This window comes from Achromobacter sp. ACM02 (genome assembly GCF_014851605.1).
GTDB classification, from domain to species: domain Bacteria; phylum Pseudomonadota; class Gammaproteobacteria; order Burkholderiales; family Burkholderiaceae_B; genus Achromobacter; species Achromobacter aegrifaciens.
In genome coordinates, this window is sequence record NZ_JACUZY010000002.1 from 234103 (window position 1) to 251311 (window position 17209).

The 17209-nt window shown below is 58.4% G+C and carries 18 protein-coding genes and 2 pseudogenes; 15 read left to right on the top strand and 5 right to left on the bottom strand.

Going from position 1 to position 17209, the window contains the following annotated elements:
• Positions 1-180: 180 nt before the first annotated feature.
• Genes IB258_RS05850 through IB258_RS05860 form a run of 3 tightly spaced genes read left to right on the top strand, consistent with a single transcriptional unit; the run spans position 181 to position 1376 of the window.
• Positions 181-747, top strand: coding sequence for a hypothetical protein (locus tag IB258_RS05850; RefSeq protein ID WP_192352291.1), 567 nt, complete (start codon positions 181-183; stop codon positions 745-747).
• A 46-nt stretch (positions 748-793) separates the two neighbouring features.
• The gene (locus tag IB258_RS30575) at positions 794-1003 is read left to right on the top strand and encodes a deaminase domain-containing protein (RefSeq protein WP_119449257.1); all 210 of its coding nucleotides are present in this window, start codon (positions 794-796) and stop codon (positions 1001-1003) included.
• A gap of 1 nt (position 1004) precedes the next feature.
• On the top strand, positions 1005-1376 hold the full coding sequence (locus IB258_RS05860) for a hypothetical protein (RefSeq protein WP_156337349.1): 372 nt from the start codon (positions 1005-1007) through the stop codon (positions 1374-1376).
• Positions 1377-1407: 31 nt separating this feature from the next.
• Here the strand turns inward: IB258_RS05860 and IB258_RS05865 are convergent.
• Positions 1408-1602: pseudogene (locus IB258_RS05865) on the bottom strand (IS110 family transposase); the annotation flags it as partial.
• A 550-nt stretch (positions 1603-2152) separates the two neighbouring features.
• Between IB258_RS05865 and IB258_RS05870 the strand changes: the two are divergent.
• The 11 genes and pseudogenes from IB258_RS05870 to IB258_RS05920 all read left to right on the top strand — a co-directional run.
• Positions 2153-2335, top strand: a pseudogene (locus IB258_RS05870) (hypothetical protein); the annotation flags it as partial.
• A gap of 5 nt (positions 2336-2340) precedes the next feature.
• On the top strand, positions 2341-2595 hold the full coding sequence (locus IB258_RS30580; protein WP_119449258.1) for a MafI family immunity protein: 255 nt from the start codon (positions 2341-2343) through the stop codon (positions 2593-2595).
• Positions 2596-2938: 343 nt separating this feature from the next.
• Positions 2939-3745, top strand: coding sequence for a hypothetical protein (locus IB258_RS05880; protein WP_192352292.1), 807 nt, complete (start codon positions 2939-2941; stop codon positions 3743-3745).
• Positions 3746-3956: 211 nt separating this feature from the next.
• Positions 3957-4415 (top strand): hypothetical protein, encoded by a 459-nt coding sequence (locus IB258_RS05885; protein WP_147400215.1) that lies wholly within the window; start codon positions 3957-3959, stop codon positions 4413-4415.
• Positions 4416-4607: 192 nt separating this feature from the next.
• Entirely contained in the window at positions 4608-5753 is a 1146-nt protein-coding gene (locus IB258_RS05890) for an IS3 family transposase (RefSeq protein ID WP_192352293.1), read from the top strand.
• Positions 5754-6378: 625 nt separating this feature from the next.
• A complete protein-coding gene (locus IB258_RS05895) occupies positions 6379-7053 on the top strand; it encodes a class I SAM-dependent methyltransferase (RefSeq protein WP_192352294.1) in 675 nt (224 codons plus the stop codon).
• Positions 7054-7167: 114 nt separating this feature from the next.
• Complete coding sequence (locus IB258_RS05900; protein WP_119449360.1) at positions 7168-8898, top strand: molecular chaperone HscC; 1731 nt, start codon at positions 7168-7170, stop codon at positions 8896-8898.
• A gap of 4 nt (positions 8899-8902) precedes the next feature.
• Positions 8903-10336 carry an energy transducer TonB gene (locus tag IB258_RS30585; RefSeq protein ID WP_192328644.1) on the top strand — a complete coding sequence of 478 codons (1434 nt, stop codon included), beginning with the start codon at positions 8903-8905 and terminating at the stop codon, positions 10334-10336.
• 328 nt (positions 10337-10664) lie between these two features.
• On the top strand, positions 10665-11327 hold the full coding sequence (locus tag IB258_RS05910) for a class I SAM-dependent methyltransferase (protein WP_119449261.1): 663 nt from the start codon (positions 10665-10667) through the stop codon (positions 11325-11327).
• Between the two features lie 124 nt (positions 11328-11451).
• Positions 11452-11760, top strand: a complete 309-nt coding sequence (locus IB258_RS05915; protein WP_192352295.1) for a DUF4148 domain-containing protein — start codon at positions 11452-11454, stop codon at positions 11758-11760.
• Between the two features lie 26 nt (positions 11761-11786).
• Positions 11787-12149 (top strand): winged helix-turn-helix domain-containing protein, encoded by a 363-nt coding sequence (locus IB258_RS05920; protein WP_192352296.1) that lies wholly within the window; start codon positions 11787-11789, stop codon positions 12147-12149.
• A gap of 149 nt (positions 12150-12298) precedes the next feature.
• Here the strand turns inward: IB258_RS05920 and IB258_RS05925 are convergent, their stop codons facing one another.
• Positions 12299-13456, bottom strand: a complete 1158-nt coding sequence (locus tag IB258_RS05925) for a porin (RefSeq protein WP_192352297.1) — start codon at positions 13454-13456, stop codon at positions 12299-12301.
• A 191-nt stretch (positions 13457-13647) separates the two neighbouring features.
• Positions 13648-14121 carry an Lrp/AsnC family transcriptional regulator gene (locus IB258_RS05930; protein ID WP_054452588.1) on the bottom strand — a complete coding sequence of 158 codons (474 nt, stop codon included), beginning with the start codon at positions 14119-14121 and terminating at the stop codon, positions 13648-13650.
• A gap of 108 nt (positions 14122-14229) precedes the next feature.
• Between IB258_RS05930 and IB258_RS05935 the strand changes: the two genes are divergently transcribed.
• Entirely contained in the window at positions 14230-15714 is a 1485-nt protein-coding gene (locus IB258_RS05935; RefSeq protein WP_175164273.1) for an aminotransferase class V-fold PLP-dependent enzyme, read from the top strand.
• Positions 15715-15742: 28 nt separating this feature from the next.
• On the opposite strand, the gene IB258_RS05940 is transcribed toward IB258_RS05935, so the two are convergent.
• Positions 15743-16102, bottom strand: a complete 360-nt coding sequence (locus IB258_RS05940; RefSeq protein WP_054452577.1) for a hypothetical protein — start codon at positions 16100-16102, stop codon at positions 15743-15745.
• Positions 16103-16157: 55 nt separating this feature from the next.
• On the bottom strand, positions 16158-17204 hold the full coding sequence (locus tag IB258_RS05945; RefSeq protein ID WP_054452574.1) for a glycosyltransferase family 9 protein: 1047 nt from the start codon (positions 17202-17204) through the stop codon (positions 16158-16160).
• Between the last annotated feature and the right edge of the window lie 5 nt (positions 17205-17209).

Sequence of the window (17209 nt, forward strand, 5' to 3'; positions counted from 1 at the left end):
ATTGCTCCAATGGCAGTCGGAAGCTCTTTTAGGTGGATTTCTTAGAAATCAGAGAATTAGAAGACTATGCTTTTCTGTAGATTTATATTGACACTCTCCTCGCTATTCGCTTCCGCAGGCTGCTCCTTCATCATGGGCTCGCCGCCGGCAGCCTTGGCAACGAACCCGGAACCTCGCGAAATGATCAGTCCGGTGCTGATCTACACCACCGATTGCGATTTCAAAAAGAAGATCGATAGCGTCGGTTTCATAGGTGCCAGGACAGCCTATCCTGCGACCTACGCTGCCGAATCAGTATGCAACGCATTGAATGCCGAACTGCCAGGTGCCATGGACGCAGCGGGAGTTAAGGCTGTATTCAAGTTGCGCAAGTTCGATCTCAAGACGGCCAGACCGAAAACGATGAACGAGGACGCGTTGGCGGCTGGTGTCAAATATGTGGTTGCGGTGAGCGAGCCGGGCGCATTCGAGGGTTCACAACAGTATCCTGCCAGTGTGTCAGTGGGTATCCGTATGTATGACGCAGAGTCGGGCGAGTACCGTGGCATGGCCGAGGATACGTATGGGATCTCTCTGCGTGATTTTTCAAATCGTGGGCCGAATGCCGAAGGACAGCGGATCGCGGCGGATGTCGCGAGTAAACTGGCGCGCTCCATGGTACAGCGGTGCACCGAAAAGTATCCCTACCAATGTCACAAGACAGGTCTACTGCGTTTTGCGGAACCTCGCGATGCATTCGGGAAATAATCTGTAAATTAGTAGAGCGTCGGATTTTTTTTAGCTGTGAAAAAAGGTGTCAGACTACATTTTCGATAGTTGGAGTTTTTATCTCAGCCGAAAATGTAGTCTGACGCCTTTTTATACTGTTACGATATTTACGGAGCGGGCTGCGTGCAGTAGTTGTTTGGGGGTGGCTGAGCAGTTCAAAGCTAAGTATCCGAATATTCAGGTTAATATTTTGGATAACAATGGTGTGGTCATGCGACCTCCGAAAGGAAATTAATGTGGAACAAGATCGTGTTTCCTATTTTCAAATTAAGAGCTGGATTTTGGAGAACTACTGGGACGGCTGCCGGGATCATGGGCCGTTCCCCACGGGCAAGGGACAAAGAGGATGGACACTAGAGCAGATAGCGTCTGACGTTTACGATGGATATGCGGGGGGAGAGGGTAGCTTTGATTCTCCCCTGGAGTACTTGATGCTTGAGGTTGTTTGTTTGGTTTTGGCTTGCTGGTATCCGGCACAAGCCGAATATCATAGAGCGCAAATCTGTCGTTTGCTTTCGGAGCATGCTCTAGATAATTTGCTTCAATTGGTGCCTCAGGACGAGAATGATGAGTTTAGGCACGATCTAAGCATCTTAGGATTTATATAGTAAATAAGATAGCGTCTTGCCCGTCAAGAGATTAGGCGTAATCCGGGCGATAGGATGAACGCGTTTTGAGCACACCGAAGCAGAGATGAGCAAGCTTTCTCATTGCAGCGCCGAGCGCGGACATCTTGCTTTTACCGGCGTCTAGCAGTCGGGCGTAGAGGGCTTGAACATGCGGGTTATAGCGCGTGGTCACAATCGCGGCCATGTACAGCGTTGCTCTCACTCTGAGAAATAAGGTGTCAGACTACATTTTTCAAACCTGAAAATGTAGTCTGACACCTTATTTGAGCGAATTATGAGTACGGGTATTGGAGTGTTGGTCGTTTGTTTAGTATTCATGTTTATAACGTGGTGTTTGTTTGGTCGAGTGGAACGTCATGGAAAACGGGAAAAATTCCTGTACTGGCTAAAATCGACCGCAATCACAGCTTTTGCTCTTATGTTGTGGTTTTTATATAGTGAGCCGACTTGGAATGTTTTTTATTCCTCTTTGTTTTCTTTTGGATTTGCAGGATTTATGAATCTATGCCGATCTCAGGCTGGCATGATGCATACTTAGAAAGTGGGTGTTAATTAATTTAATTTTTTATATTAAGGTCTGGTGGCATGTTGTTTCAATTGTTGGTGGGCGATCCCCTCCCGCGTGGGAACCATTTCGGAATTTTTCGCTGATTTGCCGTCTGTTTGAAATTTTCTTGCCGGAAGAATAAAAAAGGTGTCAGACTACATTTTCCAAATCTGAAAATGTAGTCTGACACCTTTTTTTGACATTTTTTAAATGGTACGCCCAAACTGGAACCGGCGGGATCTACACCGCGAAGGGAGATCCCGCAAAATGGGTGGCATATGAGGTTCGTGATGGAGTACGTATGCGCGTCGTGTATCAGCCAGCAACAGGGGAGGTAATTACCGCTTTCCCTGATAATGCACCAATTCCACCCTATAAACATATAAATTGATTTCTATGTACTCGGATCGCATTATAAAATTTGGAAATAGATTCAAAGGAAGAATTAGTTCCTTCCTGCTTCAGGACACGTTGGACTATATCTCATACAATGAAGAGGGCTTGGCCTTCGAAATTCTATGTGATCATCTTTGTGAGTACGATATCTTGATAACGGATGAGGAGTATGTGGAGGCTATTAAATTGGCTTCTGACATGGGATTAAGTTTGGAAGAAGGACCTTTCAAGCACTTGGCAGGACTAAGAAAATAAGCAGTGAGAAAAAGAGACCGTCTTGTCCGTCAAGAGATTAGGCGTAATCCGGGCGATAGGATGAACGCGTTTTGAGCACGCCGAAGCAGAGATGAGCACGCTTTCTCATTGCAGTGTCGGAAAAAAAGGTGTCAGATTACATTTTCCAAATCTGAAAATGTAGTCTGACACCTTTTTTACACAACAGGTCAAGCTTTACTCGGATGCGTTGGGCGACAGTGCGGAAGCACAAGCTGCACGCGCCGCGCTGCACACGTTGGTGGGATGTGCTGGAGGCTCGGCGCGCGGTGAGGGTTGCGGGGCTTCCGCGCTAGGCGCGGGAGCTGCCTCCGTGGTGAACGCCTTGTTGGATGCAGCCAGCGGCAAGTCTGGTTCGGCGTTGTCACCGGAGGACAAGGAGGCTCGTAGCCATCTGGTGTCCTCGCTGTTGGCAGGCGTCGCAGTCGGGCTGGGAGCAGATGCGAGTGCGGTGGTCAACAGCGGCAGACTGGAAACGGAGAACAACGCGGTAGCGACCCTGCTCAAGCGCGGTGGTATGGCGGCGCTAGGGGCTTGCTTCCGGTCACCAGCATGCGAAGAGAAGGTGATCGGGCCAGTTGCATTCGCAGTGATCACAGCGATGACCGCAGACTTGATGGGCAAGACGCCTGGCTTATCGGAGGACCAAGCGCTGTTGTTGGCGGTTGTTCAGTACATCGCCACCGGTGGCGAGCCACAGAACATTCCAGGGAAACCCGGAGACCCGGTGCCACCGGTGGGAGTGCCGCCGGGTGGTGGTGTGGGAACGGTGCCGGATACGCAGTTGCCTGGTAAGTCGGGGGATGTGCCTGAGAGTGGTGGGGTGCCAGGACAGGAGAATAAGGGGCCGTGGGTGGGGGTCACGACCACTACGCCGTTGCCGGATGAGCCGGGGCCATGGTTAATATTTGATAAAGGCGATCTTGGTGGCTCAGAGTATGAAGAACGAGCGCTACCGGGGATCGGTCGACCATTTCGTGAGCCAAATCCTGATTTTCCACCTAACCATGATGTTGTGGAAGCGATGAGTGATCCGCGGGTGCAGAAGATGGTGAAGGATGTTACGTGCGCAGATTGCTCGGACATTGCGGCCTACTTGTATAAGGCGGCGGGACAAAAGGGGCAATATTGAATGTTAAACCCGCTCTGCGAAATAACCTGAACGTTCTGGAAAATGGAGTATTAGAAAAAAGGCAAACTTACCATCAAGTTTACTCCGATGGGCAGTACGTATACGATCCACGAGTGTCGTCACGACCGGTGCCGCAAGGTGATTGGCTTCAATTGATGAAAGGGACCAATCCTGACGGAATTTCAATTTCAAAGATTAAGTAGGGGGCGGCATGAATAAGAGTCTGGCTGATGGTGATGAACTATATAAAGTAATAGAAGAATTTTCCGATTTGGAATGGAGAAAGTTCCAGACGAGAATGGTAATGGTTAGATTGAAAGGGGGAGGGGTCTATCAGAGAGATAATTCCAAAGCCCCTCCGTTTACCACAATTAGATTTAGGGTTGAAAATCGAGAATTTGTCGAAGAACTGCGAAAGGCAGTAGAAGGCTACGAGGGAGATATGGTTTGGAAGATGTTTCCGCACCAAAGATTGATGTTTCCGGATGTCAATTGGGTGATTCGTCCTGCTTTTGTTGACGAAGCGGTTGCAATGGCGGGAGGGGATGTAGGGAATTCACAAGATTTTATGTCGGAGCATTATCCTGACTTTGCGTTGAAAGCGTATAAAGATATGTTGGGATTGGCTGAACATGTTCGCAAAGAGCTTGAGAAAAAATATAAGATATGAGATTAAGGCGTCAGGCTGGAATTGCCAGGGAGTATGGTGTCAGGATGGGAAAAATATACCGTCTTGTCCGTCGAGATATTAGGCGTGAGAAAAGGTGTCAGACTACATTTTCCAAATCTGAAAATGTAGTCTGAGCTAACCCGGGTTTTCCGGACACCCGAAGAAGTAGACAATACTTGAAGGAGGTGTCCCATGGATAAATCCAAACCCGAAGGCAAGCCGCTTGAAGCCAAACGCCCGTATCACAGTCGAGAGTTCAAGATCGAGGCGGTCAGACAACTGGAGGAAGGCAAGGTCAGCGGCACGCAACTATCGCTGATGCTGGGCCTGAAGCGGTCGATTATTTACCGATGGAAGAAAGAGCTGGCTACACACGGCCCAGACGTCTCATTTCCCGGTAAAGGCAAGGCTCGCACCGACGAGCAGACCGAGATTCAGCGCCTCAAGCGTCAGTTGGCCGAGGTCACCGAAGCGGGAACTGCCGTGAGGTACGCCTTTGTGCAGGCTCATCAGCAGCAGTTCCGGGTCGCTCGGTTATGCCGGGCCTTGCACGTCAGCCGCAGCGGATATTACGACTGGCAACGTCGTGAACCCTCGGCAAGGCAGCAAGAGGACGTCAAGCTGCTCGCGGCCATCGAGCAGACCCATCAGACCTGCCGGCAAGTGTATGGCGCGGAAAAGACCTGGCGCGCGCTTAACGCCAACGGCGTGGCGTGCGGCAAGCATCGCGTCGCAAGACTGCGACGCCAGGCCGGCATCGAGGCGCTGCGCAAGCAGCGGTTTCGTCGGCTGGAGAAGCATTCGCTGCTGGGGCCAGCCCCGAACCGCCTGCAACGTCAGTTCACCGTGCAATGTCCCAATAAAGTCTGGGTGGGCGACATAACGGTTGTACCAACACGGACAGGCTGGCTATATCTGGCCGTACTGCTGGATCTCTACTCTCGGTCGGTGATCGGCTGGAGCATGGCGGAGAAGGCCGACCGCAGGTTGTTGGTTCATGCACTTCAAATGGCCCTAGCCCGGCGCCGTCCCGATCCTGGACTGTTGCACCACAACGATCGCGGTGCGCAGTACAGTTCGGCAGAGTACCGAGGCATGCTTAAGGACCACGGCATCATCATCAGCATGAGCGCCAAGGGGGATCCCTACGATAATGCCGTCGCAGAGAGCTTCTTCAGCAACTTAAAGAAAGAATTAACGCATCACAAGGTCTTCCACAGCAGGGAGCATGCGCGGCTGGCGATCTTTAACTACATTGAGGTTTTCTATAACCGCCAGCGAATCCACCAGGGGCTAGGTTATCGAACCCCTGCCCAGGTCGAGGCCTCCGTGCCTTAACCAAACTGTCCGAGAAATCCAGGTCAGCTCAGTCTGACACCTTTTTAAATTAAATAGGCGGGGTGGCGGACGGCCTTGTCAACGCCGGTTAGTGGGCGTGGCGTTGGGTATGCTTGAGAATTAATAAAACTATGTTTATTTTTTTTGGCGCCATTCGGCCAAAAATAAAAAATCAGACCGGCATTAAGAATAGCCGTGCCTTGCCGTTAGGAATAAGTAGAGGAGGCATGGTTTTTGGCTTCCATCTGGAACGGTAGGGCGTAGAAATCCTGTCTCAATGCAGCGCTGCGGGGCGATGCATAGGGGGAACGCTGGATAGATTGAATCAATAAATAACCGTCCATCGGACGGTCCAGCCAGGATTCCCCTCCACGCAACCTGTTCATGTCCAAGGTTTTGGACGAATGGGGCGTGGCCTGCGACTGCCGAAGTGGTATCGGAATGACAAATCTTCGAATAAATAATATTCCAGCTTGAGATAGCTACGATTCGTCAGCTATCCCCAAAGTCAAGGAAGAATTCGAATAAATAATAGACCTCACAAAAAAGGTGAGGCTGGCACCCTGCGGAGGGCTGCTTTGGTACTTGGTGCCATACGGGTTTGTTTTTGAAGTTCTGGAGGATCATGAAGTTCGTAAAAATAATACCTTACGGGCTGAAGCGCGCCGTTTTTCGCGCGTCTCCGGCCCTTGCCAGAACACTAGGCCTGGATTTCCGCTTGCGGGTGCCTAGCCGGATGTTCATGGAGCAAGAAGTCTTCAAGTACGTCAATCAGCAGTTCCGCCGCGCGGCGACCGCTCCGGCTGCGAGGTGCTTGTTCATCGGCTTGGATAAGCACAACTGGCACTACGACCGTCTGCTGGACCTAGACTTCTATTCGATAGACCTGAATCCGCGCAATGCGGCCTACGGCCCGCCCGGCAGGCACGTGGTAGGTTCGGCGACCGAATTGTCTTCGTACTATCCGCCGAACAGCTTCGATGTGATTTTTGCAAATGGGCTTATCGGTTTCGGTTTGGATACCGAGGAAGCGTTCAATCAGCTGATGTTCGAATGCCATCGCGTCCTGGCCAGCGACGGGATGCTGGTGCTGGGCTATAACGACAAGCCCGACCGTCTGAGCTTCAAGGTTGAACAGGCTGCAGGCTTTGAGGCCTTCAAGACTTTTGAACCCGGCATAACAGGAATGACTGGCGCGCGTCACATCGTGGCGGACGGGTTCCGGCATTGTTATGTGTTCCTTCGTCCACGGCGCTTGGGTCATGCGGCGGGCCAGATGGATCTGGTTGCTGCGGCCTGACCGGGTCGCGGCCGCTACATTTTTCCCATTTCTGGCCGTTAATCGTAGGTCCTTTGGGGCGTTCCGCGCTTGTGCGGAGCGCCCGTATTTATGGAACCGGAACAGGCTTTTCTCATGATCATCGGTATCGACCTGGGTACGACAAATAGCTTGGCGGCCCTGTGGCAGGACGGCCGGGCGCGCCTGGTGCCCAATCCGTTGGGGAGCTTTCTGACACCCTCCTGCGTAAGCCTGGATGAAGATGGCCGTGTGCTGGTGGGGCAGGCCGCCCAAGAGCGCCTTCAAACGCATCCCGAGCGCACCGCCGCGTTGTTCAAGCGGCACATGGGCAGCGACAAGCTGTTCCAGTTGGGCGACAAGGAGTTCCGCGCCGAAGAACTATCGTCGCTGGTGCTGCGCGCGCTGAAGGCAGACGCCGAAGCCGTGCTGGGCCACCCGGTTACCGAGGCCGTGATCAGCGTACCGGCCTACTTTTCCGACTCGCAGCGCAAGGCAACGCGCAACGCGGGGATGTTGGCGGGCCTGACCGTCGAACGTCTGGTCAACGAACCCACCGCGGCCGCCCTGGCCTATGGTCTGCACCAGAGCGAGGACGAGACTCAGTTCCTGGTTTTTGACCTTGGTGGCGGCACGTTCGATGTGTCGGTGCTGGAACTGTTTGAAGGCGTGATGGAGGTGCGCGCCACCGCCGGCGACAACTTCCTTGGCGGCGAGGATTTCGTCAATGAGATCGTTCAGAAATTCTTCGATACCCATGCGCGGGCGGCGGCTGCGCGCGAGGACCGGCGCTTCATGCAACGGCTGCTGGCGCAGGCTGAAAGCGCCAAGCGCCAGTTGTCGACGCAAGCTGCAGCCCGCATTGCGCTGGACTGGCGCGGCGAAGAATATGCGTTCGAATTGAGCCAGGAACTGCTTGGGCAGTTGTGCACGCCGCTGCTGACGCGTTTGCGCATGCCGGTTGAGCGCTCATTGCGCGATGCCAACATCAAGAGCCATGACATCGCCACCGTGGTGCTGGCGGGCGGCGCCACGCGCATGCCGCTGGTGCGCCAGCTGGTCACGCGCATGTTCGGCCGCTTTCCGAATGCCGAGATGGATCCCGATCAAGTGGTGGCGGCAGGCGCTGCGGTGATGGCGGGGCTAAAGATGAAGGACCAGGCGCTGGAAGAGGTCGTGATGACCGACGTATGTCCCTACACGCTGGGCATCAGCACCACGCGCACCACCTCGTCTGGACAGCGTTTGCCGGGCCAGTTTTCGCCCATCATCGAACGCAACACCATCGTGCCGGTCAGCCGCCAGGAAACATACATGCCGATGGAAGACGGCCAGGGCGAGGTCGAGCTGCACATCTACCAGGGAGAGTCCCGCCTTGTCCGCGACAACATCCTGCTAGGCACCCTGAACATGCCGTTGCCGCGCTTGTCGCGGTTGGAAAGCGCCATCAATGTGCGTTTTACCTATGACGTGAACGGATTGTTGGAGGTCGAGGCTGCGCTGGCGCAGGGCGGCGCGGCACAACGTCTGGTGATTCAGGGCGGCGGCACGCAGATGAGCGACGCCGATATCCAGCGCCGCCTGGGTGTATTGGCCGAGTTGAAGATCCATCCCCGGGAGCTGGCGGTCAACCGCGCCTTGGTGGCGCGGGCCGAGCGTGTCTACCAGGTGGCGCGCGGCAATGACCGTGAACTGCTCGCCCACGAAATAGTGCTGTTTGAACAGGCGCTGGAAACCCAGGAGGAGCGGCTTGCCGTGCGTGCCGCAGAGCGGCTACGTCGCGTGGTCGACGTCCTTGAACGGGCCGCCGTGTTTGCTCCAGGTTTTGATCCCACACAACAGGACTAGTACGGTGGCAGCAGCGAGCTTTACCAGATTGGGCATCGAGCCCACCAGCGACCAGAAGGTCATCCGCCGCGCCTATGCGGCGGCGCTCAAGCGGATCGACCAGGCCGCTGACCCGGAAGGCTTTGCCAACCTGCGCGGCGCATACGAGCATGCGCGATCCTGGGCCGAGATACAGATCGAGGAAGGGGAATCCGCCGCTTGCAGTGCGTTGCCTTTGTCCGACGCGCCGCAAGCGGGACCTGACGCAGCGCCGGGGGACACGCCCGAGTTCGCGCCCGAGTCCGGGATGGAAGCGGTCCCGAGGCAAGCACCGCCAGCGCATGCGCAGGAGCCAGGGCCAGCGGTTCAAGCAGAATGGTTTCCGCCATCCCGAGAGGAACTGGAAGCAGATATCGAGCACTGGACCGGCCGCCTGATGCAGGCGCCCGATGACGAGGTTGCGCAGATGCTCGCTAGCGCCCTGGCTGACCGCCGGCTAGACCATCTGGAGGCCAGGGATGCTCTGGCCTGGAGCCTGGCCCGGGCGATGCGCCTGCAGCCGGACGGCCGCCTGGCGCTCTTCAATGGCGCGCGCCGGGCGTTCGGCTGGAACGGCCTGAGTGCGCCATTTCCGCATGACCAGGACCTATCCGATTGGGTCGACATGCTGTTGGACCAGATGGAGCAGTACAGCCAGCTGCCGCCGCCCTTGCGTGTGCGCCTGGATGCAGTCCTGAGGTTGGCGCACAGGTGGGCTGAACCCAATCTTGTACAAGCGTACTGGCATGGAAGGGATTTCGCACAGTTGTTGGGCATTGCGCCTGATCTGTCGGTGCTGGACCTGGGATGGGCGCGCATCGAGGCATGGCGCGCGGCTTCCGCACGCTTTGACCGCGGCCGGAACGCGTTGCGGTGGTTGGCGGCCAACAAGCTGAAGATGGTGCTTGCGGCGATTTGCGTCATGGGATTGGTTTTGATGTACCGGGACGCGCGCGACGGCACGACCTACGAGAAGCCAGGGCCGACCCGGGAGCAACTGGCGAATGGCCTGGTGACCGTGCATGCGCAACGCGCGGCACCCGAAGTTCAACCCTGCCAGGTTCGATCTCCGCTTTCGCCGCCGTTGGGTTGTCCCGTGGCGCAGGCGGATCAGGCGTCGCCTGAGCCATGGCCGACGGCCATGCCCAAGACGCTGGTCATTACCGGCGTTCCCGCGCTGTCCTATCCACCGCAGGCCAAGTCGGCTGGGGCCAAGGGCACAGTCTGGGTACGTGTGATGCTGGATGCGCAGGGCAAGGTGCTGCGTAGCGCGCTGATGTTCCCATCAGGGAACCGCACCTTGGATCAGGCTGCCGTCGAAGCCTCGGGCGCGGTGCGCATGATGCCCGCGATCCAGGATGGCAACGCAGTGCCGAGCCAGGCGCTGCTTGTGTTCAGTTATGAGATGGACGTTCCGTGAATCCGGTGTTGACGTGCAGCTCCGCCCGCGATGATAAAAAAAGGAGATTGACAGCATCATTCTCATCGATCCCGGAACGGCCATTTCACGACCCGCGACGCCAAGTCAGTTCGCAACGTGAATGCCGGACGCCAGGAATCATGGACGCCTTGAGCCTTGTCTTGCAGGTCCGGACCTGCGGTCTGCTGCCGCTACAAGAATAGGTAAATACGAGTCCAGAAAAACTCAGAATAGAAGAAAAAGCCTCAACCTAGAATTCAAAAAAATGACGCTGATGGCCTGCTGGAAGGCCACTCGGATATAGGCGCTATTCGGGGTTTTAGGGATCATGAAGTTCATAAAAAAAATATCGTATGCCCTGAAACGCGCGGCTTTTAGGGCTTCTCCGGCTCTTGCCAAATCGCTAGGCGTCGATTTCCGGCTGCGTGTGCCTAGCCGGATGTTCATGGAGCAGGAGGTCTTCGACTACGTCAATGAACATTTCCGCCGCGGCGCGGCGGCGCCGGCGGCCAGGTGCCTTTTCATTGGCCTGGACAAGCACAACTGGCATTACGACCGGCTGCTGGATCTGGACTTCTATTCGATCGACCTGAATCCGCGCAACGCCGCCTACGGCCCACCCAACAGGCACGTGGTGGGTTCGGCGACTGAACTGTCTTCGTACTATCCGCCGCATGGCTTTGACGTGGTGTTCGCCAACGGACTGATCGGCTTCGGCCTGGATACGGAAGACGCATTCAATCAGTTGATGTTTGAATGCCATCACGTGCTGGCCGACGACGGGATGCTGGTGCTTGGCTATAACGACAAGCCCGATCGGCTGAAATTCAAGGTCGAGCAGGCGAAGGGATTTCAGGTCTTCAAGACATTCGAGCCCGGAATAGTGGGAATGACGGGCGCGCGCCACGTCGTGGCGGACGGGTTTCAGCATTGTTATGTGTTCTTGAGGCCGCGGCGCCTTGGACTGGCGCAGCAGGGCGTGGCTTGGTAGGGGCATCGCAAAGCGCAAAGCGGCCCGCCATGTCAAAAACGTAATCCCGCTATCCGCTTTCTGTCCGCATCGCTTTCCTAGAATTTGATCGTGCAGTCCCCTCCACGATACATAGGAAACAAGCATGCAGATCATCCGCAAAGCCGCATTCATCCTGGCACTGTCGGCCGCCGCTACCGGCGCGGCGCTGGCGCAGTCCGCGCCGCCGCCCGCTGGTTTGGCCAATCCTTATGGCCCCTCGTTGACGCGCGCCGAAGTGCTGGCCGACCTGGCGCTCTGGAAGCGCGCGGGGGTGGACCGGTTCTGGCGCGGCGAAGAGACGCCGGACATCTATAGCCGGGAGTACAAGGCGGCATTCACCGAATACTTCCGCCTGCGTTCGGGGCCGGAGTACCAGGCTGAAGTGCAACGCCAGAACGCGTCGCGGCGATAGCCGTCCGCGGGGCAGGAGCGCCCGGCGTGGCCGAATCCTCCGTGATCAATCCCCCCCAGTCCAGCCCCAGGTTGCAGCTTGCCGACCTGGAGCTGGACTTGTTGCGTTGCCGCGCCTACCGCGACCGGCAGTTCCTGCCGCTCACGCCCAAGGAATTCGGCTTGCTGGCCTTTCTGATGCAGCGGCCCGGGGTCGTGTGCTTGGGATGGGAGCTGGCCGAGCAGGTCTGGAAAATGAAGCTGCATATCCACGACAAGCGCAATTTCAAGTCGCATGCGGTTGCGGTCGCCATGCGCAGGCTGCGCAAGAAAGTGGACGCAGGCCCGGGGCCCAAGCTGCTGCATACGATACGGGGCGGCAGCTATATGCTGGCGGCGGGTCCTTTGTGATCGGCACAAGCCTTCATGCGCGGCCGGCAACTGCGCGGTGTCAAAAAAACGCGCGCCGGAAAGGCGCGCGGCGATCATCTGGCCTTCCCTTCGCGGAGGAGGGCGCGATCAAGGGACTCCCTGCATACAGCGTCTTGTGAAAGCGTGCGCTAGAACCGGTGGCGGATGCCCATGTTCACTTCGGTCGCCTTGACGTTGTCCAGGAACGCCCAGTTGGTGGTGTAGGACGCCACTGCGTACAGGTCGGTCCGCTTGGACAGGTTGTAGTTGTAGCCCAGGCTGTAGGTGTTGCTGGTGGCATCGCCGCCCGTGAGCTGCTTGTTGTTGGCGTCGGCGCGCTGCCACGATGCGAACGCGCCGCCGGATTTGCCGACCGGGGCGGCCAGCGCCAGCATGTAGGCGTTGGAGCGGAAGCCCTTGACGAATGCGTAGGACGGCGTGCCGGTGAAGCCGCCGATGCTGCCGCCATTGGGGAAGCCTTTGCCGGCGAACCAGCCGTCGGTCGTGCGGTTATAGGCCAGGGCCAGCTTGACGACCTCGAAGTCGTAGGAGCCGCCGACAATGTAGGAGCGCGGTGTGGCGTCGGTCTGACTTGGGCTCAGCTTGTTCGAGGCATTGAGCTGGTCATAGGTGGCAAAGCCCATCACGGGGCCGTTGTCGTAGCGCAGGCCGGTCGTGATGGCGCGGGTGTTGTCGGCAGTGGCGAAGCCTGTCTGGGCCAGGCGGCGGTCGTCGGCGTTGAAGGCATAGCCGACGGCGCCCTTGAAGCCGCCCATCGACGGGGTTTCATAGACGACCAGGTTGTCGTAGCGCACGAAGTAGGCCGAGCTGAAGCCCAGGCCCGCGCCGGTGTTCAACTGATTGAAGCCGCCGCCGAACGACGAGCCGAACATGCCGGTGAAGTAGCGCGCGGCGACGTTATATTGCCGGCCCAGGCGGACTTCGCCCCAGTCGGCGCTGCCCAGGCCCACGGTGGCTTCGCGGCCGAACAGGCGGTCGCTTTGCAGCGAGTTGCCGTTGCGGCTGTCGTAGCCGGACTCCAGCTGGAAGAGCGCATACAGGCCGTCGCCCAAGTCTTCCTTGCCGCGCAGGCCCCAGCGCGAACCCGCTGTGGTGCCGGTGGTGGATCCGATGCGGCTGCTGTCGACGCGGGTGCGGCTGCCGGTGGCGGGATCAGTGTAGGCGCCATCGACGTTGGCGTAGCCGATGCCGGTGTCGATAAGGCCATAGAGCGTGACGGAAGAGGGCTGCGCATAGGCGGCGCCAGACAGTGCCGTGGCGGCCGCCGCGGCGTATAGCTTTTTCATGGGGACTCCGTGAGCGGGGAAGATCGATATGCGTCATACCGACCGGAAGCCACGGAAACCATGTCTTCTGGCGGATTGGCAGGGCCAGTGTGCAGGCCGTCGCCCGACAATCCGCAGTCATTGGAATTACAAATCCGATCGTCCCGGCGTCACGGTTCTGTCATGTCCGCATGGGTCGTACCCCGCCTGCCTTATCCCTCCAATCCCCCCAGATCCGGAGGCCGGTTCTCGATGATGGCCTCCATGCTGAAGAACCCCGTCACCGTCGACAGTTCGAAATCCGTGATCAGCTTCTGGTAGAAGCGGTCGTATCCGGCCATGCCGCGGCAGACCACCTTGATCAGGTAGTCCCAGTCTCCACCGATGCGATAGAACTCCGTCACTTCGGGCAGGCGTTCGACGTGCTGGCGAAAGCCGTCGGCCCAGGCCTTGGCGTGGTGGCTGGTGCGGATCATCACGAATACCGTCAGGTCCAGCCCCAGTTCAACCAGATTGACCTCGGCCCGGGTGCCGCGAATGATGCCGCAGGCGTTCAAGCGCTGGAGCCTGCGCCAGCAGGCGTTTTGCGACAGGCCGACGCGATCGGCCAGCTCGCGCTGGGACAGCGCGCCGTCCTTTTGCAGGCAGGAGATGATATTCAGATCAAATTTATCTATTTTTTCCATTTAAAAGATCAAATGACCCAATTTATGAGGTTTTCGGCAAAATTTAGGTGAGGTTTCAAATTTCTTTCCATCGTATGATATTTCGGTGTGCCCAGGAACATCCCCGACATGAATACGCCTACCAAAACCACCCCCGCCAAGATCACTCCGTTGCAGCAATTCCAGGAAAGCCTGAAGACGGACGACGTGGCCGCGGCGCTGGCCGAGGGGCTGATCGGCAAGGATGCGGTGGTCGAGGGGCCCTATGGCATCAAGCCGCTGGTGTACGCCGACTACGTTGCGTCCGGCCGGGCGCTGATGCAGGTCGAGCGTTTCATTCTTGAGCAGGTGCTGCCGTACTACGCCAACTCGCATACCGAGGCGTCATACTGCGGCGGTTTCATTACCCGCCTGCGCCGCGAGGCGCGCGCGGCGATTGCGCGGTGCTGCGGCGCGAGCGATGAGCATGCCGTGATTTTTGCGGGGTCTGGCGCGACGGCGGGGATCAACCGGCTGGTGCATCTGTTCGGCGTGCGCGAGGCCATCGCCGCGGGCCGCAAGGTGCGCATCATCATCGGCCCCTACGAACACCATTCCAACATCCTGCCGTGGCGCGAATGCGGCGCTGAAGTCGTCGAGCTGGCGGAAAGCCCGGAAGGCGGCCCCGAGCTGGCCCAGCTGGACGCGGCGCTGCAAGCCGGGAAGGGCGCGCTGGTCGTCTGCGCGCTGTCGGCGGCTTCGAACGTGACGGGCATCGTGGCGGACGTGGCGGCAGTGACCCGGCGCGTCAAGGCCGCGGGCGCCAAGATGCTGTGGGACTACGCAGGCGGCGCGCCCTATCTGCCGATCCGGATGACGCCCGCCGCCGACGCGGCGATCGACGCGATTGTTTTTTCGCCGCACAAATTCATCGGCGGCCCGGGCGCGTCTGGGGTGCTGATCGTGCGCCGCGACGCGGTGCTGGACACCAAGCCCACCTGGCCCGGCGGCGGCACGGTGCGCTTCGTTTCGCCCGCGGGCCACGACTACAGCGGCAGCCTGGAAGCGCGCGAGGAAGCGGGCACGCCCAATGTGGTGGGCGATATCCGCGCCGCGCTGGTGCTGCTGGTGAAGGAAGCCCTGGGCGCCGACTTCATGCGCCAGCGCAATCAACACTTCGTGGAGCGTGCGCTGGCCAGATGGCAAGGCGTCGCGCAGCTGGAGCTGCTGGGTTCGCTGACGGCGGCGCGCCTGCCGATCTTCTCGTTCCGGGTGCGCAATGGACGCGGCGGCTTCGTGCACCAGCAACTGGTGACGCGCATGCTGAGCGACCGCTTCGGCATCCAGGCGCGCGGCGGTTGCGCCTGCGCGGGACCCTACGTGCATCGCCTGCTGGATATCGACGCTGAAGAATCGCAGCAGATGCGCCAGGCCATCCTGGACGGCCGCGAGATGGAAAAGCCGGGCTTCATCCGGCTGAACTTCAGCGTGCTGCTGCCAGACGAGAAGGCCGATTTCATCCTGGATTCGGTGCTGGCGCTGGCCGCGGATGCGACCGAGTTCGAGCACCGCTACGGCTTCGATCCAAGCCGGGCCATCTTCTTCCCGCACAGCGCTGAGAAGCAGGCCGCCTGAGCCGCGCGCCCGCCGGCTGGCGGGCCGCTCAATCCTTCATCTGCAGGCCGCAGGTTCTGATCCATGCGGCCTTTTTGTCGGCCAGTTCCTCGGACGCGTCGCTCAGCGCGCGCGCCATCTTCGCCGGAAACTCGACCCCCTTGCGGCGGCAGGCCTCGAAGTCGTCGACCAGGGCGTAGCGCGCATCCAGCAGGTCCAGCCGGCCCTGGCACAGCTCGCGATTCAATTGCAGATCGTTGGATGCTTCGCGCGTGCGCTGCACGTCCTGCGCGCGGTCGATGCGCGCCTGCTCTGCCTGGACCTGCGCAACGCAGTCTTGCGCGACGGCGGGGGCGCTGGCGGCGCAGAGGAGCAGGACGGCGAGGGAGCGTCGGTCAAGAGCGGCCATGCGGGGATACCTTGGGAATGCGACTGAATGGGCAGCATCATAACTGCCGCGAGCATCAGTGCGCCGGATGGGCAGATCCGTCCGAACCCGCTGCCGCCAGATGCTTCCAGATCGCCTCGGCCACTGTCTGCGGCGCAATGCTGGCCATGTCGCCCTTTACGGCGGCTTCAATCGGATGCAGCCAGGGCACATACCGCAACGCAGGAGTGGCGCCGAACAGACCTATGGTCGGTATTCCGTGGGCCGCCGCAATGTGCATGCCCATGCTGTCGTTGGAAACAAACACCGAACAGCGCGCGATCAGCGCCTGGCTATCGCATATGTCCGTGGCCTGTTGCGTTGCGTCCAGCAAAACAATGGACTCGGGCAGCAAGCTGCGAATTTCTTGGGCGATCTCCTGGACATCGCTGCCGCCCACCAATGCAAAACGCAGTCCGCTATCTTGCGCATGCAAGATGCGCGCGACCTCCGCAAAAGCTCTGCCGCTATAGCGTTTGCAGGGTATCGATCCATTCAAGCCGAAGCCAACCGTCCGCGATTGCGCTTGGCAGAACTGGATGGCCTTGCTGCTCGCCGAATCCGTACAGAATAGCGACGGATAACGTGGCTCATACTGATAGCCAGCCTTGGCATACAGCAACGGCAGCCATGTATAGATGTCGGGGTGCGGGGTTCCTTTGCGGCGTACCCAGAGACGATGCGTGAGCAGTGCCGCGAGATGCGGATGATGCATGCGTACGAAACCGATGCGCCGTGGAATTCCTGCCAAGCGGGCCGCCAGCGCAATGTGAGTACGGAAGGTAAAGAGAAACAGGCTGTCGTAGGCGCGATCCGCCAGGACCTGCTTCACCCGTGTGATTCGTTCCCAGCCTTGCAGCCGGTTTTCCGATCGCAGCGAGATGACTTCCCCTACATAGGGCTGAGCGCGGAACAGTTCTTGCGCGGACTCATTTTGAGTCATGAGCAATGAGACCGTCCCTCCGGTTTGTTCGGCCAATGCCCGGGCAAAAACCATGCTGAGCACTCCGTCGCCGATGCCGCCGGAAATATAAATCGCACAATTTCGCGCAGTGCTGCACGAGACGGAGGGGGCGGTCGACATGGCAT

What these genes read in the sequence shown, in the direction of transcription:
- IB258_RS05850 (WP_192352291.1), top strand. Translation starts at nt 181, where the DNA reads ATGATCAGTCCGGTGCTGATCTACACCACCGATTGCGATTTCAAAAAG.
- IB258_RS30580 (WP_119449258.1), top strand. Translation starts at nt 2,341, where the DNA reads ATGTACTCGGATCGCATTATAAAATTTGGAAATAGATTCAAAGGAAGA.
- IB258_RS05885 (WP_147400215.1), top strand. Translation starts at nt 3,957, where the DNA reads ATGAATAAGAGTCTGGCTGATGGTGATGAACTATATAAAGTAATAGAA.
- IB258_RS05890 (WP_192352293.1), top strand. Translation starts at nt 4,608, where the DNA reads ATGGATAAATCCAAACCCGAAGGCAAGCCGCTTGAAGCCAAACGCCCG.
- IB258_RS05895 (WP_192352294.1), top strand. Translation starts at nt 6,379, where the DNA reads ATGAAGTTCGTAAAAATAATACCTTACGGGCTGAAGCGCGCCGTTTTT.
- IB258_RS05900 (WP_119449360.1), top strand. Translation starts at nt 7,168, where the DNA reads ATGATCATCGGTATCGACCTGGGTACGACAAATAGCTTGGCGGCCCTG.
- IB258_RS05910 (WP_119449261.1), top strand. Translation starts at nt 10,665, where the DNA reads ATGAAGTTCATAAAAAAAATATCGTATGCCCTGAAACGCGCGGCTTTT.
- IB258_RS05915 (WP_192352295.1), top strand. Translation starts at nt 11,452, where the DNA reads ATGCAGATCATCCGCAAAGCCGCATTCATCCTGGCACTGTCGGCCGCC.
- IB258_RS05925 (WP_192352297.1), bottom strand. Translation starts at nt 13,456, where the DNA reads ATGAAAAAGCTATACGCCGCGGCGGCCGCCACGGCACTGTCTGGCGCC.
- IB258_RS05930 (WP_054452588.1), bottom strand. Translation starts at nt 14,121, where the DNA reads ATGGAAAAAATAGATAAATTTGATCTGAATATCATCTCCTGCCTGCAA.
- IB258_RS05935 (WP_175164273.1), top strand. Translation starts at nt 14,230, where the DNA reads ATGAATACGCCTACCAAAACCACCCCCGCCAAGATCACTCCGTTGCAG.
- IB258_RS05940 (WP_054452577.1), bottom strand. Translation starts at nt 16,102, where the DNA reads ATGGCCGCTCTTGACCGACGCTCCCTCGCCGTCCTGCTCCTCTGCGCC.
- IB258_RS05945 (WP_054452574.1), bottom strand. Translation starts at nt 17,204, where the DNA reads ATGTCGACCGCCCCCTCCGTCTCGTGCAGCACTGCGCGAAATTGTGCG.